We start from the raw sequence: 15725 nt of genomic DNA on the forward strand, positions 1-15725 counted from the left end.
CCCGGCCCTGGATGCAGGGCCGGGGGAGATCAACAGGAGGATATGAGATGTATTCATTCGACATGGTACGGCCCACCAGCGTGGCCGATGCGGTTTCGGCCCTGGGCCAGGACGAGGCGCAGGCCCTCGGTGGCGGCCAGACCCTGATCCCGACCCTGAAACAGCGCCTGGCGATGCCGTCCGTGCTGGTCAGCCTGTCCGGCATCGAAGAGATGAAGGGCGTCTGCCGCGAGGACAACGGCGACCTGACCATCGGCGGCGGCACCACCCATGCCACCGTCGCGGCCGAGGCGGCGGCGCATTACCCGGGGCTGGCCAAGCTGGCCGGTGGTATCGGCGATCCCGCGGTCCGCAACCGCGGCACCATCGGCGGGTCGCTGGCCAACAACGACCCGTCCGCCTGCTACCCGGCGGCGGCTCTGGGGTCGGGCGCGACCATCGTGACCAACACCCGCGAGATCGCGGCAGACGACTATTTCCAGGGCATGTTCACCACCGCTCTCGAAGAAGGCGAGATCATCACCTCGGTCCGTTTCCCGGTGCCGGAGGCGGCGGGCTACGCCAAGTTCGAACAGCCCGCCTCGCGTTTTGCGCTGACGGCTGTCTACGTGGCCAAATACGCCGACGGCGTGCGCGTCGCGGTCACGGGGGCGTCGGAAAACGGCGTCTTCCGCTGGACTGAGGCGGAACAGGCGCTGTCGTCCAACTTCTCGCCCGACGCGGTGGCCGGCCTGTCGGTGCCCGCCGATGGCATGATCTCGGACCTGCACGGCACGGGGGCCTATCGTGCCCACCTGGTTGGCGTGATGACCAAGCGCGCGGTTGCCGCGGCCAGCTGATCCAGCTGCAAGAGCTTCGAACCCCCGGTCCCTGGCCGGGGGTTTTTTCATGCCAGATGTTTCTTTGGGCCAAAAATACCTCCGGGGGAGGCGACCGAAGGGAGACGGGGGCAGAGCCCCCTCTACACTGTCCGCAGGTTGCCCTCGGCATCGACCAGCAGCACGCGGATTTCCCCGGGCGTCTCTGCCTTGACCCGTCGCACTTCGTCCAGGTCGGCAAAGACCAGCGCCGTGGACAGCCCGTCAGCCAGCGCGGCAGAGCCTGCCTCGACGCTCACCGTCGACCAGTGCGGCGCGGCCTCTCCCAGCGGGTCCAGGATATGGCCCATGTCGCCCAGCATCAGCGCCGAGGGGCTGGAGGTTGCAATGGCGCGGTTCCTCAGGTCGCGTGTCGTGACGAGGCCCGCGTCCGGATCGGAAATGCCGACCCTCCACGGCCCGCCCAGCCCACGCATCTCTCCGACCTGCACCAGGGCGCGTTCAAAGCCATGCACTTCCAGCACCCCGGACACCAGGTCGGTGGCAAAGCCCTGCGCGATCCCGTTCAGGGTCAGGGCCTGGCCCGGCGCCAGTGCGATCCGGTCCACCGAGGCGCGAACGCGTTGCCAGCCGATGGCACGCCGCGCCGCCGTGACGTCACCGCCACCGGCCAGCGCCTGCCAGAGCGGTTGCACCGTCGGGTCGAACCGGCCCCGCGTCATCCGGTGCAACTCTCCCACCAGTCCCATGAGAAAATGCATCTTTGGCGAGGGCCAGGGCAGCTCGCCGTCGCGGTTCAGCCGCGACAGGGACGATGCGGGATCGTACAGGCTGAACTCCGCCTCGATCTCTTGCAGCAGGGCGGTGCAGGTGGTCAGCGCGGCCTCGGTCTGCGCAACCGGGCCAAACAGCGTGATCGACACCTCGGCGCCCAGCGCCTGCCCGGTCCAGCGGCGCTCTTCGGCGGCCACCCCCCGGGGAACAAGCGCCATCGCCGCGCTGATGGTTAGAAAACGCCGCCGTTTCATGCCGCCCTCTTTCTTTCGCGCGCCTTCAGCACCAGTGGCACACATTGCGCTGCATCGTCGTGGATCTTCACGCAATCGAGGCAGCCAAAGCATTCGGCATAGTCGATCTGGCCCGACCTGGGGATCGCCTGGTACTTGCATCGGACGGAACACAGCTGGCAGGGGCTGCCGCATTCCGCGCGGCGTGCGATCCAGTCGCGCCCCCGCAGCAGCCCGCCCAGCGCCATCAGCGCGCCCAGCGGACAAAGATAGCGGCAGAACCCCTTGAACAGAACCGCCGACAGCACCAGTAGCCCCACCGCATAGGCGACATAGTACCATTCGCGGATGAAATAGGTGGTCACGGCGGTCTTGAAGGGTTCCACCTCTGCCGCCGTGTCCAGTGCGTCCGGCGCCACGAAGATCAGCGCCACCAGCCCGGCCAGCACCAGGTATTTCACCCGTTTCAGCTGGCTGTCCCAGCGTGCGGACACCGTCACCTCGGGGAGGCGTAGCAAGCGGCCAAGGTGATGGGCAAATTCCTGCATCGCGCCAAAGGGACAGAGCCAGCCACAGAACAGCGCGCGCCCCCAGAGGACAAAGCCCAGGATCGCCGCCGCCCAGACCAGCAGCGAAAAGGGATCGTAGAGCAGGAAGGCATAACTGCCGCCCTCCCAGGCGGTGCGGATCACCCCGATCACCGTCACGATGGACAGTTGTCCCTGTCCCCACCAGCCGACAAAGCCGGTCATGACCGCAAGGATGCCCAGCCGGACCGGCGTGAACCCGGCCAGCCCCGCCAAAGCCGACTGACGCCAGAACAGCACCGGCATTAGCACCGCCAGCCCCAGCGCCAGGGCGATCAGGTCCGCCTGCCGCTCTCGCAGTGCCGCCCGCCAGGGGGGCAGCGACCGGGGCGCCTCGGCGCGGGCAAAAAAGCGGGCGTCTGTCGACTGGGTCGAGGACAGCGTCACGCTGCCCACCTGCGGCATGAAGGACCCGTGTGCGCGCACTGCCTCGACATGCAGGGTCCAGGGTTCTGTCGGATCAAAGCCCAGCCGCCGGTCGGTGCGCAGGATCATCGCGGTGCCCTCTTGCAGGGTGTCCGGCAGGTCGGCGCGCAGGGAAAACAACAGGTCGCTGTCGCGCAGGGCCACCGGCAGGCCGAACTGTTCCGCGCTGACGAGGTCGGGCGCGGTGTTGCGCACGAATTCTTCGGTGATCAGCCCGTGCCGCCCGGTTTCGACCAGCAGGATCGGTTCCGCATGGTCCGAGATCGTCAGGAAGGCCTGCAATTCGGCCAGAGACTCCGCGTCCAGAACCGCCCGTGCGATCGAGGGCGGGCCGATATCCACGATCCAGAGGTCCAGGTAGGCGCCCTCGGGGTCGTCCTGCGCCTCTGGATCGTCATCCTCCCAGAGTGTTCCGGCAAAGGCCGCGTTCACCTCGGCATTGCTCACGCGGTGGCGGGTCGCCAGCCCCTGCGCCACCAGGTCGTCCCATGTCAGGGCCTCGTCCACCGCGGGATCGGGGTAGGCGGGCGGGCCGCTGGACACGCCCTGCATCTTTTCCCGCGCCACCTGCAGGGTGGCGGCCAGGATGGATTCATGTGCGATCCGCACGCTGGCCGTCGCCTTTGTCACCCCGTCGAGGTAGACCAGCGCGCTGCTGCCCTGCGTTTCGCCGTAGGGGGTGCCGACGACCAACGGGGCAGAGATCGAATGCCCCCGGTACTGGGTAAAGAACTGTTCAAAGGCAGCCTGACCGAGGCCAGAGACGAAAATCGGCTCGTTATGGTCGATCAGCTGCACGTCGACGAACCGGCCTTCGAGGTCCAGCATCACAAGGACGTTGATCGCCGCCCCGGAAAAGCCGGGCAGGGGGGCCAGGGGCTCGGTCTCGAAGATGTAACCGGCGGTCTGCCCGCCCGCATTTTCCAGCGTCCAGACACCCTTGTCGTTGACGGGCGCGCCCAGCAGGAAGGGCGGTATGACCCGTTCCGCCAGCGCCTCGCGGCTCAGCATCTCTGCCCGGGCGGTGCCGGTGAGCAGGCAGAGACAGGCCAGGATGCAGAGGATCGCGCGCATGGGCGAGACCCTAGGCCCGGCCCGGGCGCGCCCCTATGCGACCTTGGTCCAATGGGGCGCGCCTGACGCAATGGTGATCCATCTACGACCTTAGGCGCAGTGATCCGCCCGCGCCCGTCATGCTAGCCTTTGTGTCATGGTACGACAGGGAGGGTCCGCCATGCTCATCCGAATCGCGCTTGCCGCGCTGATCGCCGTTGCGGGCGGTGCTGCCGCCGCTTTGGACGATCCGCAGACCGTGCTGCAGGATCCGATGGGATCGGGTATGTGGAACTACCACCAGAAAGGGCTGTTGGGCGATCCCGCCGACATCCGTTTCGACGACCGGGTGGTGCTGCGCGCGCCGGCCTCTGCCGAGGACAGCCTGAACGTCCCCCTTCTGGTCGATGCCACGGCGATCACCGACGTGAAACGTATCGTGGTCAGCGCTGACTATGGCCCCATCCCCCACATCCTGACCTATTACCCCGAACAGGCCGAAGCCAAGCTGGCCCTGCGGTTCAAGATCGACCAGGCCACGGCCATCCGCGCCAGCGTCGAGACTCATTCCGGCAGCTGGCACATCGGGTCGACCTACATCGACGCGGCGGGGGGCGGCTGCACCGCGCCCGCCCATGCCTATGCCAGCGACGACTGGGAGGAAAAGCTGGGAGAGGTGCACGGGCGGCTCTGGTCCGCCTCGGGGCGCGCCCGGCTGGTGGTGGATCACCCGATGGACACCGGGCTGGCCGATGGCATCCCCGTTTTCATCATCGAGGACCTGTCCCTGCAGGACGAGGACGGCACCCCGCTGGCGCGGCTGGAACTGCACGAGCCGGTGAACGAGGACCCTGCCTTTACCTTCTATTTCGACGCTGGTGCGTTGCCCGCCTCGGTCAAGGTCATGGGCCGCGACAACAACGGCAACCGCATTCGCGGTGTCCTGAGCGAGGGCGAACTGAACTGATGCTGACCCGCCGTTCCGCCCTTGGCCTGCTGGCAAGCCTGCCGCTGGCCCCGCGTGCCTTTGCCCAGTCCCGTCTCAGCTATGACCTGACCGCCAAGCCGCTGGCCGATGGAATATGGATGGTCGAAGGGGCGACCGATTACTTCTCGATGGAAAACGGCGGTGCCATCGTCAACATCACCCTGATGAAGGGCGATAGCGGGCTGATCCTTGTCGATACCGGGTCATCCCGCCGCTATGGCGAGGCGCTGAACACGCTGGCGCGCAGCCTGGATATTCGCGGTATTTCCACCGTGGTGAACACCCATCACCACCCGGACCATTTCTTTGGCAACCAGGTCTTTGCCGACAGGCCAATTCATGCGCTGGGCGGCACCCGGCAGGCGGCCCTGGACGAGGGCGACGCCTTTGCGGACAACATGTACCGGCTTCTGGGGGACTGGATGCGCGGGACCGAAGTGGTGCCGCCCAGCGACGTGATCGCGGGTGGCGATCTGACGCTGGACGGGCGCGATTTCCTGGCCCTGCCGCTGGGCGGGCACACCAGTGCGGATCTGGCCCTGATGGATCGCCGCAGCGGCACGCTGGTGGCCGGGGATCTTGTCTTTTTCAACCGCGCGCCCACGACACCCAGCGCCGACCTGCCGCGCTGGCAACAGGCGCTGGACGCGCTGCAGGCGGCAAAGCCCGCGCTGGTCATTCCCGGTCATGGCCCGGCGGACCCGACCGGGGACACGATCACCCAGACCCGCGACTACCTCTCTTGGCTGGACCGCACCCTGCGGGAAGGTGCCCGCGCGGGCCTGGACATGGTGGAGTTGATGGAAACGCGCCTGCCAGACCGCTTTGCCGGGATGGGCGCGCAGCCGCAGGAATACCAGCGGTCGGTCGCGCATCTCTTTCCCGGGATCGAGCGTGAGGAACTGCCGCGCGGCAACTGATCGGACGGTGTAGGATGGGTTTTCCAACCCCATTGCCGCCCTCAGTCGACATCCACAGGCACCGGGTCCACCGGCGCCAGGGCATCGCCGATATCCAGCCAGCCATCGGTTCCCAGCCGGAACCAGTAGACGCGGGTGTACCCCATCGCCGCGATCCGCTGCGCCGCGTTCCAGCTCATCCAGCAATCCGCCACGCAAAAAACCACCAGCGCCCGCGCCCGGTCGCCCGCCGTCATCCGTGTGAGGTTGTCCTCCAGGTAGCGCTGCATGATGTCGGACAGCCGCCCGCGCCCGACCTCTGGCAGCCAGACCGCGCCGGGCAGCGACAGCCGCTGTTCCGATACCAGCCAGGTCCCTTCCAGCTCGTCAAAGCGCGACTGCTGCGCGGCAAAGACATCCAGCGCCAGCGCACCCTCCGCCAGCAATGCCCGCGCCTCCTGAGGCGTGACCAGCACGGCGGGCGCGGGAATGTCATCCGGCGTCGGCGCCCGCTGGCGGCCGATGCGATAGCCGGTTTCCGGATCGAACAGCTCGGGCCGGCGGGCCTGATGTTCGGCGTAGGGGGCGGCGGCAAGGGGGGCTGCGCAGATCAGGACCAGCAGGAAAAAGAGGCGTTTCATGGTGACAGGATAGGCCGGTCGCCGCCGCTGCGAAACCCGCCCTTGCCATCCGCGTCCCGAGACGGGAAAACAGCCGCGCGCCCCGGCGTGCACAGGCATTTGACAAGGCAAGGATAGTGAAGATGGCCCCCAAATTCGGCACAAGCGGCCTGCGCGGCCTGGTGGTGGAGCTGACAGAGGAGCTGGTGCGCGATTACGTTACTGCCTTTCTCTGCGCCTGCCCCTACGGGGACGCCGTGCACGTCGGTCGTGACCTGCGCTCCTCCTCGCCGCAGATCGCGGAATGGGTCATCGCCGCCGTGCGCGATGCAGGCGTCGATGCGGTCGACTGCGGCGTGGTGCCGACGCCCGCGCTGGCGCTGTCCTCGCTGGAGGCAGGGGCCGGCGCCGTCATGGTCACCGGCAGCCACATCCCCGCCGACCGCAACGGGCTGAAGTTCTACGTCCCCACCGGAGAAATCTCGAAGGAGGACGAGGTCCGTATCAACGCGGCGCTGGGAGGAGCCCTATCCGGCGCTCCCGGTGCCCTGTCCACCGCCGATGCTGGTGCCGCCTATGTCGCCCGCTACACGCAGGCCTTTGGCCGCGAGGCGCTGGCGGGCCTGCGCGTCGGCGTCTACCAGCACAGTTCGGTCGCCCGCGACATCATGGTCGAGGTGGTCGAGGCGCTGGGCGCCACCGCGCTCCCCATCGCGCGCTCGGACACGTTCATCCCCGTCGACACCGAGGCGCTTGACCCGGAGACCAGGAAACTCTTCGCTGGCTGGTTCGCAGATCATCGTCTGGATGTCCTCATCTCCACCGATGGCGATGCCGACCGGCCGATGCTGGTGGATGACTCGCAACAGGTGGTGCCCGGTGACGTGCTGGGGGCCGTGACCGCCCGCGCGCTGGGCGCCCGGGTGATCTGCACGCCGGTCTCGTCGAACACGATGATCGAGGCGGAGGGCGGCTTTGCCTTCGACGCCATCCACCGCACGAAGATCGGCTCGCCCTTCGTCATCGCCGCGATGGAAGAGGCCTTGGCAGAGGACCCCGCCGCCCGTGTCGCGGGCTACGAGGCCAACGGCGGCTTCCTCCTGGGCTTCGACGCCGATGCCCCGGCGGGCAAGCTGGCGCCGCTGATGACCCGCGACTGCCTGCTGCCGATCCTCGCGCCCCTCTGCGCCGCCCGCGCCGCGGACAAACCGCTGTCCGCCCTGCTGGACGCCTTGCCGCCGCGCTTCACCGCGGCCGACCGTATCCAGGGGATCGAATCGGAAATCTCGAAGGCCTTTATCGCGTCGCTTTCAGGCGATGCCGCCGCGCGCGCCGCTTTCTTTGCGGACACAGGTGACATTGCGGAGGTGGACGAAACAGACGGGTTGCGTGTCAGTTTTGCCACCGGTGACGTGGTCCACCTGCGCCCCTCCGGCAACGCGCCCGAATTCCGCTGCTATGCCGAGGCGAGTACACGCGAGACTGCCTCGGCGCTGGTGGAGAGCTACCTGGCGAAACTGGGCGAGACGCTCTCTGCCTAAGCGACCGCCCGGACCGGACCGTCGCAGGGGTATTTTTGCCAAGAAGAAGCATGATCCGGTGTTTCTTCTTGGTCTCAAATACCCAATCCGACCCTTACGCCTTTGCGCGGCCGGGACGTCAGGCCCCCTTGGTCAAGGCATCCACGGCCGCGAGCCCCTTGAGAAGCCGGGCGAGGTCGTCGACCGGGACCATGTTCGGGCCGTCGCTGGGGGCACTGTCGGGGTCTTCATGCGTTTCGATGAAGACGGCCGCGCAACCCACGGCGACGGCGGCGCGGGCGAGGGGTTCGACGAACTGGCGTTGTCCGCCCGAAGAGGTGCCTTGCCCGCCCGGCAACTGCACGGAATGGGTGGCGTCGAAGACCACGGGGTAGCCGGTTTCGGCCATGATCGGCAGCGACCGCATGTCCGAGACCAGCATGTTGTAGCCAAAGCTGGCGCCGCGCTCGCAGAGCAGGATCTTCTCGTTCCCGGTCGAGGCGATCTTGGCCGCGACGTTCTCCATGTCCCAGGGGGCAAGGAACTGGCCCTTCTTGACGTTGATCGCGGCGCCGGTTTCGCCGGCGGCCAGCAGCAGGTCGGTCTGGCGCGACAGGAAGGCGGGGATCTGCAGCACGTCCACCGCCGAGGCCACGACCGAACATTGCTCCGGTCCGTGCACGTCGGTCAGCACTGGCACGCCGAATTCCTTGCGGATGGTGGACAGGACGCGCAGGCCCTCCTCCATGCCGATCCCGCGCTTGCCGGACAGGGACGAACGGTTGGCCTTGTCGTAGCTGGCCTTGAAGATCCAGTTCACGCCCGCCGCTTCTGCTGCCTTGGCGATGCACTCCGCCAGCATCCGGGCGTGGTCCAGGCTCTCGATCTGGCAGGGGCCCGCGATCACGGTGAAGGGGGCGGCGTTGGACACCGTGTAGGTGCCGATGGACACATCCGTCATGCGATGCCTTCCTTTTCAAGGACGCCCTCGATCCGGGCCACGTCCACGGGGTTGTTGAGTTCCCAGAACACCCGGCCCCGCGCCTCGACCGGCACGCAGGTTACTGGCACGCCGTTTTCGAGGAAGCGCAGCTGTTCCAGACCCTCTGCCTTTTCCAGCGGGCCCTCGTCCCAGCCCATATAGGCGTTCAGCGCCGCGGGCCGATAGGCGTAGACGCCGACATGGTGCCAGACCTCGGGCGGGCGCTCCAGCGAGGCCACGAAGGGCAGTACTTCTTTCGAGAAGTAGAGCGCGGTGCCATCGGCGCGCGTCACGGCGGTTGTGCCGCCGACGCGGCCATTCTGGCGGTCGGTGACAAAGTTGGCCAGTGTCTCGGCATCGCAGCGCAGGATCGGCGTTGCCATCTGCACGGCAGGGTCCTGCATGCGGTCGATCAGTGCCTCGACGAACCACGGCGGGGTGAGCGGTGCATCGCCCTGCAGGTTCACCACGCAGTCGGGGGTCTGAGACAGTTGCGCCACCCCTTCGGCGCAGCGTTCGGTGCCGTTGCGGGCGCTTTCCGAGGTCATCAGCACCTCGGCGCCGAACCCGCGCGCGGCCTCGGCGATGCGGGCGTCATCGGTCAGGACATAGACCGCATCGGCGCCTTTGACCGACTGCGCCGCTTCCCAGCTGCGCCGGATCAGCGATTTTGCTTCGCCCGTCGCGCCCTTTAGCTCGACCAACGGTTTGCCGGGGTAGCGGGTCGAGGCATAGCGGGCGGGGATGAAGATGACCGCGCTCATGCCACACCTGCCCGCAGCGCGTCATGGATGTGCAGGAGGCCGACCAGGGTTTCGCCCTCGGTGACCAGAAGCACGGTGCGTTTCGTCGTGTTCATGATGCCCAATGCCTCGATCAGGAGCGTGTCGGGGGCGGTGACCAGCGGTCCACGCGTGGCGACCTCGCCAGCACGGCGCTCCATCAGCCCCTCCATGTTGCGGCGCAGGTCGCCGTCGGTGATGATGCCGGTCAGGCGCCCGTTCTCGACCAGGGCCGCGACGCCGAATCCCTTCTGGCTCATGACCAGCAGCGTTTCGGACATCGGCGTATCGGCGCCAACGACGGGCAGCTCTTCGCCCCGGTGCATCACGGCGGAGACCCGCAGCAGTTGCGCCCCCAGCGTGCCGCCCGGGTGAAAGGCGGCAAAGCTGGCCCGGTCGAAGCCGCGGTGCTGCATCATCGCCACCGCAAGCGCATCGCCAAGGGCCATCGCCATCGTCGTGGACGTGGTGGGCGCCATGCCAATGGCGCAGGCCTCGGGCGCGTCGGGCATCAGCAGGACGTGATCGGCGGCGCGGGCCAGGGTGCTGTCCGCCCCCTTCGTCATGGCCACCAGCGGCACCGAGAAGCGCGCGCAATGGGCGATCATGTCGGCCAGTTCCTTTGTCTCGCCGGAATTGGAAATCAGGATCACCGCGTCGGCGGGCGTGATCATGCCAAGGTCGCCGTGGCTGGCCTCACCCGGATGGACGCCCTGCGCGGGCGTCCCGGTCGAGGCGAAGGTGGCGGCGATCTTGTTGGCGACATGACCGGACTTGCCCATGCCAGAGACGATCACGCGCCCCTGCACCTGCAACAGCCGCGCGACGACGGCATCGAAACTGTCCGGCAGTTCATCGCCCAGGCGCGCCAGCGCCGCGCTTTCGGTGGCAAGGACGGTGCGGGCGACCGCGGAGGGGCTGTCTGTCATGCGGCTCTGCTCGGGTAACATTCTGCCGCCTGCCTTAGCGGCTCTGCGAAAGCTTGTCCAATCGCGCAACAGTTTGCCGCTCTGCAAGGGGTCCGCGTTGACATTTCCCCGGACTCGCCCGCATGACGGCGGCATTGGATACCAGGCTAGGGATCGCCAAAATGAAGATTGCCATGATCGGAACGGGCTACGTCGGCCTCGTCTCCGGAGTTTGCTTTTCGGATTTCGGTCACGAAGTTGTTTGTGTCGACAAGGACCCCCGCAAGATCGAGATGCTGGAGCGCGGAGAGGTCCCGATTTACGAGCCGGGGCTGGACGTGCTGATGCACAAGAACGTCGAGGCCGGGCGGCTCAGCTTTACCCTGGACCTGGCCAGCGCAATTGATCGCGCTGACGCGGTTTTTATCGCCGTGGGCACCCCGACGCGCCGGGGCGATGGCCACGCCGATCTGACCTACGTCATGGCCGCGGCCGAGGAAATCGCGAAGGCTGCCAAGGACTACGTGGTGATCGTGACCAAGTCGACCGTGCCCGTGGGCACCAACCGCAAGGTCAAGGAAACGGTCGCCGCCGCCAACCCGGCGCTTGATTTCGACGTCGCCTCGAACCCCGAGTTCCTGCGTGAAGGCGCCGCGATCGACGATTTCATGAAGCCCGACCGCGTGGTCGTGGGCGTGGAAACCGACCGCGCCGCCGCCGTGATGGCCGAGATCTACCGCCCGCTCTACCTGCGTGATTTCCCCATCGTCACCACCGACCTGGAATCGGCGGAGATGATCAAATACGCGGCCAATGCCTTCCTCGCGACCAAGATCACCTTCATCAACGAGATCGCGGCACTGTGCGAAAAGGTCGGCGCTGACGTGAAATCGGTGTCCAAGGGCATGGGCATGGACGGCCGCATCGGCAACAAGTTCCTGCACGCCGGTCCGGGTTACGGCGGTAGCTGTTTCCCCAAGGATACCAAGGCACTGGCCCGCATCGGGCAGGAACACGCCTCGCCCATCTCGATCGTCGAGACGGTCATCAAGGTCAACGAGGACGTCAAGCGCCGCATGCTCGACAAGCTGAGCGACCTTTGCGATGGCCGGTTCAACGGCAAGACGGTCGCTGTGCTGGGCGTGACCTTCAAGCCCAACACCGACGACATGCGCGATGCGCCCTCGCTGACCATCGTGCCTGCCCTTGTGGGCGGCGGCGCCAAGGTCCGGGTGGTCGATCCGCAGGGCAAGCGCGAAGGCGAACAGCTGCTGCCCGGCGTCAGCTGGATGGATGACCCCTATGCCGCCGCCGAAGGCGCCGACCTGCTGGTGATCCTGACCGAGTGGAACGAGTTCCGCGCGCTGGACCTGTCGCGCATCGCAGGCGGCATGGCGCAGGCCCGCATGGCCGATCTGCGCAACATCTATGCCCCTGCCGACGCAGAGGCCGCCGGTTTCACCGGATATGAGAGCATCGGGCGCGCTGGCTACGCTGGCTGATCCTTTCGACTGATCCTGAAACGCCGCCCTGTCCCGGGGTGGCGTTTCTTTATGCACGTCGCGGTTGTTTGGCGCCTGGCACTTGTTGCTTGTCGGCCACAGGCGCGGCGCCAAGGCGGGCCGGGTAGAGATGCTCACACTGTGCATGGCTTTGCGCAACCCCGCCCGTCGATTACACTTTCCGAAAAAATGACAAGAGGCAGAGCAGGCATGGGAACGGGCTATCGCGGCACGTTCGTCATCTCCTGGGCGCAGACGGAAATCGACGGGGTGCGGGATGCGCCCGAACCGGCATTGCAGGTCGGGGCCGCATGGTCCTGGTCCGGAGAGCCGGTCCGGGTGGACGGTCCGGCGTCCCTCCTTCCGCTGGGCGAGAGGGCGGACCCGGGCGAAGACATCAGGCCACGCGCGGCGCGCATGGTGCGTCGGCTGGTGGGCGCTGCCCTGGCGGCGGAACGTTCCCGGGGGGCCGACCTGCGCGAGGCCGGGCAAGATGCGCCCGGTGGCGACTCGACCTTTGTCGTGACGGACGGGCGCAAGGGCTATACCGTGACGCTGATCCCGGTGGGGCCACATGTGCCGCCCTTGCTGATGTGTCTGGATGAACTGCCGCCCGCCGGTGTCGATCTCTGGGTGGTGCACCATGTCCGCTCAGCGCAGACACTGGCCGCCCGGTCGGACCCGGGCGGCGTGATCTGTTTCACGCCCAGGACACGCATCCTGACGCCGCGCGGGCCGGTGCCGGTCGGTCTGCTGTGCGAGGGCGACCTGGTGCAGACCAAGGACAGCGGTGCCCAGCCGATCTGCTGGATCGGCAGCCGCCGGATGTCCGGTGCCCGTCTCTTTGCCATGCCTGCGCTGCGCCCGATCCGGGTGCGGGCCGGCGCGCTGGGGCTGGGCCAGCCCAACAGCGATATCCTGGTCTCTCCGGATCACCGCATGGTGGTGCGAGGTGCGCCCGCGCAGGCGTTGTTCAACACGCCCGAGGTTCTGGTAACGGCGCGGGACTTGGTCGATGGCAAGGGTGTGGTGCAGGACAGCACCGTCAAGGAGGTGACCTATGTCCACCTTCTCTTGCCCCGGCACGAGGTGCTCTTTGCCGATGGGGTCGAGACCGAGAGCTTTCACCCGGCGAACACGGCGCTCACCTCGTTGGATGCCGAGGACCGCAAGCGCCTGTTGCAGACCCTGCCGGGCGTGGCCTCGAACCCGCAGGGCTATGGCGCCTATGCGCGGCGCAACCTCTCGGCCTCCGAGGCGGCGATCCTGTTGCACGAGGCGGCCTGAGACGGTCCGCGTGACCCCGTCCCGGGCTTGGCCCGGGACCTCGGGCCGCTAGGCTACGCCCGTTGCCCTGGCGCGCTCACTCGCGGATTTCTTCCAGTCCCACGCCCCAAAGCGCGGTCTTGTCGACCCAGCCGCGATAGCCGTCGGCGGTCAGACGGCACCAGTCCGGCCCGCAATCGCCCAGCCGCGCGATCACCCCCAGTTCCAGCCGGGCCACCACCACGCTGTCCGGGTCGGGACGGCGGTAGAGGCTCAGCATGTCCTGTTCCACGATCACCGTGCGGGCGCCCGACAGCAGAGAGTAATGCACCCAGCCGCCGGCGCCGTCCCGGTCGCGGACCCGGCGCCAGTGGCCGTGTTCGGCGGTGATTTCCAGCGGCATTCCGCGCCGCTTGTAGACCCAGTCGATCCGGTGCGTCAGCGAAGGCCCCCGACGGACATTGCCCTCGGACGCCTTGAGCGAGACGAAACGCGGCAGCGGCAGGTTCGTCACCGGCCCCCGGTCTTGCCCCGCCGTGCCGGGACCGGCCAGAATCAGCAGCGCCACCGCCGCGGCGATCGCTTGTTTGAACATGGTTTTCAGGTCCTGCTCAGTTTTTCCGGCGGGGTTCTTGTGCCCCGTCCTTTCCTGTCGCAGTCTACCGCCCGTGGGACCCGCAGGGGAAGTTTGGGGAGAGGCTGAATGCCATCAAAACGTCTGAGTGTTGTCGTGACGCGACGCTTGCCCGAAGTGGTCGAGACACGGCTCACCGAGTTGTTCAACGCGAAACTGCGTGCCGATGACACGCCGATGACCCGTGGCGAACTGATCGACGCGGTGCAGGAGGCCGACGTGCTGGTGCCCACGCTGACCGACCGGATCGACGCCGGGCTGATCGGACAGGCGGGCGAACGGCTGAAGCTGATCGCCAATTTCGGCGCGGGATTCGATCACATCGACGTTTCCACCGCGCGCTCGCGCGGCATCCTCGTGTCGAACACGCCGGGTGTGGTGACAGAGGACACCGCCGACATGGTCATGGCGCTGATGCTGGGTGTGACCCGGCGCATCCAGGAGGGTCTGACCGTCATGCAGGGCGGCGACTGGGCTGGCTGGGCGCCCACCGCTTTGCTGGGCCAGCGCCTGGGCGGGCGCCGCCTGGGCATCCTTGGCATGGGCCGCATCGGCCAGGCGGTCGCGCGGCGCGCCGCGGCCTTCGGGATGCAGGTGCATTACCACAACCGCCACCGCCTGCGCCCCGAGACCGAAGAGGCGCTGGAGGCCACCTATTGGGAAAGCCTCGACCAGATGGTGGCGCGGATGGACATGATCAGCGTGAACTGTCCGTCGACGCCCAGCACCTACCACTTGCTGAACGCCCGGCGCCTGCAACTGATGAAACCCAGCGCGGTGATCGTGAACACCTCGCGCGGGGAGGTCATCGACGAGAACGCGCTGACCCGGATGCTCAAGACCGGGCAACTGGCCGGTGCGGGGCTGGACGTCTACGAACATGGTATCCAGGGCAACCCCGAGCTGCGCAACATGCCCAACGTGATGATGCTGCCGCATATGGGATCGGCCACCGAAGAGGGGCGGATCGAGATGGGCGAAAAGGTCATCATCAACATCAAGACCTTCGACGATGGTCACCGTCCGCCGGACCAGGTCGTGCCCGCGATGCTGTAGGGCGCCCATCCGCCGCATGGACTTGGGGTGGCCCGCCGCGCATCAGGCGGGGGCGGATACCAATCGGAAAGGCCCCCGCCATGACCCAATGCGCGCTTTGCAAGGCCGAGGAGGCCACGCCCCTTGCGGTGGCCCCGCGACCCGATGAGGTGGCCCTTTGCGCGACCTGCCGCGCGGGTGTGGAAAACGGGCCCGAGGACGGCCCGCACTGGCAATGCCTGAACGAGGCGATCTGGAGCACGGAACCCGCCGAACAGGTCCTGGCCTGGCGGCTGCTGAACCGGCTGAACGCGGCCTGGGCGCGGGACCTGCTGGACATCGCCTACCTTGAACCCGATGTGCTGGACTGGGCGCAGGCCGAGGCCGCGCCTGCCGAGAGTGTCGTTCACCGCGACTGCAACGGTGCGGTCCTGTCGGACGGGGACACGGTGACGCTGATCAAGGCGCTGCCGGTCAAGGGGGCCGGGTTCACCGCCAAGCAGGGGACGGCGGTGCGCAAGATCTCGCTGGAGCCGGACAACGCAGACCATATCTCGGGCCGGGTCGAAGGACAGCGGATCGTGATCCTGACGAAGTACGTCAAGAAGGCCTAAGATCGCTCACCCGCACATCAGGCCTATCCCCGACTCGTTTCTGCTGATTGACTGCCGGTTAGTAGACGCAACCAGGGAGTGTGT

15 protein-coding genes are annotated in these 15725 nt (G+C 67.3%); 8 read left to right on the plus strand and 7 right to left on the minus strand.

Features of this window, described 5'->3' with window-relative positions; all coding sequences use genetic code 11:
* Positions 1 to 47 precede the first annotated feature (47 nt).
* Positions 48 to 839 (plus strand): FAD binding domain-containing protein, encoded by a 792-nt coding sequence (locus G9Q80_RS15600; RefSeq protein ID WP_069210436.1) that lies wholly within the window; start codon positions 48 to 50, stop codon positions 837 to 839.
* A 122-nt stretch (positions 840 to 961) separates the two neighbouring features.
* Here G9Q80_RS15600 and G9Q80_RS15605 read toward each other — a convergent pair whose 3' ends face one another.
* On the minus strand, positions 962 to 1846 hold the full coding sequence (locus G9Q80_RS15605; RefSeq protein WP_088714584.1) for an FAD:protein FMN transferase: 885 nt from the start codon (positions 1844 to 1846) through the stop codon (positions 962 to 964).
* Entirely contained in the window at positions 1843 to 3912 is a 2070-nt protein-coding gene (locus G9Q80_RS15610) for a 4Fe-4S binding protein (RefSeq protein ID WP_088714585.1), read from the minus strand. Before G9Q80_RS15610 ends, G9Q80_RS15605 begins: the two co-directional genes overlap by 4 nt.
* Positions 3913 to 4072: 160 nt before the next feature.
* On the opposite strand from G9Q80_RS15610, the gene G9Q80_RS15615 reads away from it, so the two are divergent.
* Both G9Q80_RS15615 and G9Q80_RS15620 read left to right on the plus strand, forming a co-directional pair.
* A complete protein-coding gene (locus G9Q80_RS15615; RefSeq protein WP_088714586.1) occupies positions 4073 to 4858 on the plus strand; it encodes a quinoprotein dehydrogenase-associated SoxYZ-like carrier in 786 nt (261 codons plus the stop codon).
* Positions 4858 to 5799, plus strand: a complete 942-nt coding sequence (locus tag G9Q80_RS15620) for a quinoprotein relay system zinc metallohydrolase 1 (RefSeq protein WP_088714587.1) — start codon at positions 4858 to 4860, stop codon at positions 5797 to 5799. The genes G9Q80_RS15615 and G9Q80_RS15620 overlap by 1 nt, the downstream gene beginning before the upstream one ends.
* Before the next feature lie 41 nt (positions 5800 to 5840).
* Here the strand turns inward: G9Q80_RS15620 and G9Q80_RS15625 are convergent, their stop codons facing one another.
* The gene (locus G9Q80_RS15625) at positions 5841 to 6419 is read right to left on the minus strand and encodes a rhodanese-like domain-containing protein (protein ID WP_088714588.1); all 579 of its coding nucleotides are present in this window, start codon (positions 6417 to 6419) and stop codon (positions 5841 to 5843) included.
* A gap of 122 nt (positions 6420 to 6541) precedes the next feature.
* Here G9Q80_RS15625 and G9Q80_RS15630 point away from each other — a divergent pair, with 122 nt between their 5' ends.
* Positions 6542 to 7939: a phosphomannomutase gene (locus G9Q80_RS15630; RefSeq protein ID WP_088714589.1), complete on the plus strand. Its 1398-nt coding sequence runs from the start codon at positions 6542 to 6544 to the stop codon at positions 7937 to 7939.
* 118 nt (positions 7940 to 8057) lie between these two features.
* Here the strand turns inward: G9Q80_RS15630 and kdsA are convergent, their stop codons facing one another.
* From kdsA to G9Q80_RS15645, 3 genes are read right to left on the minus strand one after another with little or no spacing between them, the layout of a single operon-like run.
* Positions 8058 to 8879, minus strand: a complete 822-nt coding sequence (gene kdsA / locus G9Q80_RS15635; protein WP_088714590.1) for a 3-deoxy-8-phosphooctulonate synthase — start codon at positions 8877 to 8879, stop codon at positions 8058 to 8060.
* Positions 8876 to 9664, minus strand: a complete 789-nt coding sequence (locus G9Q80_RS15640) for a 3-deoxy-manno-octulosonate cytidylyltransferase (RefSeq protein WP_088714591.1) — start codon at positions 9662 to 9664, stop codon at positions 8876 to 8878. Before G9Q80_RS15640 ends, kdsA begins: the two co-directional genes overlap by 4 nt.
* Positions 9661 to 10611 (minus strand): KpsF/GutQ family sugar-phosphate isomerase, encoded by a 951-nt coding sequence (locus G9Q80_RS15645; RefSeq protein WP_088714592.1) that lies wholly within the window; start codon positions 10609 to 10611, stop codon positions 9661 to 9663. The genes G9Q80_RS15640 and G9Q80_RS15645 overlap by 4 nt, the downstream gene beginning before the upstream one ends.
* A gap of 161 nt (positions 10612 to 10772) precedes the next feature.
* Between G9Q80_RS15645 and G9Q80_RS15650 the strand changes: the two genes are divergently transcribed.
* Complete coding sequence (locus G9Q80_RS15650; RefSeq protein WP_088714593.1) at positions 10773 to 12092, plus strand: UDP-glucose dehydrogenase family protein; 1320 nt, start codon at positions 10773 to 10775, stop codon at positions 12090 to 12092.
* Positions 12093 to 12302: 210 nt separating this feature from the next.
* Entirely contained in the window at positions 12303 to 13379 is a 1077-nt protein-coding gene (locus G9Q80_RS15655; RefSeq protein ID WP_088714594.1) for a Hint domain-containing protein, read from the plus strand.
* 76 nt (positions 13380 to 13455) lie between these two features.
* Here G9Q80_RS15655 and G9Q80_RS15660 read toward each other — a convergent pair whose 3' ends face one another.
* Entirely contained in the window at positions 13456 to 13953 is a 498-nt protein-coding gene (locus tag G9Q80_RS15660; RefSeq protein ID WP_043140290.1) for an SH3 domain-containing protein, read from the minus strand.
* 108 nt (positions 13954 to 14061) lie between these two features.
* On the opposite strand from G9Q80_RS15660, the gene G9Q80_RS15665 reads away from it, so the two are divergent.
* Both G9Q80_RS15665 and G9Q80_RS15670 read left to right on the plus strand, forming a co-directional pair.
* Positions 14062 to 15048: a 2-hydroxyacid dehydrogenase gene (locus G9Q80_RS15665; RefSeq protein WP_043140292.1), complete on the plus strand. Its 987-nt coding sequence runs from the start codon at positions 14062 to 14064 to the stop codon at positions 15046 to 15048.
* Between the two features lie 80 nt (positions 15049 to 15128).
* Positions 15129 to 15641, plus strand: coding sequence for an alkylphosphonate utilization protein (locus G9Q80_RS15670; RefSeq protein ID WP_088714595.1), 513 nt, complete (start codon positions 15129 to 15131; stop codon positions 15639 to 15641).
* Positions 15642 to 15725 lie beyond the last annotated feature (84 nt).

The organism is Mameliella sp. LZ-28, from assembly GCF_012274245.1.
Lineage (GTDB): Bacteria > Pseudomonadota > Alphaproteobacteria > Rhodobacterales > Rhodobacteraceae > Antarctobacter > Antarctobacter albus.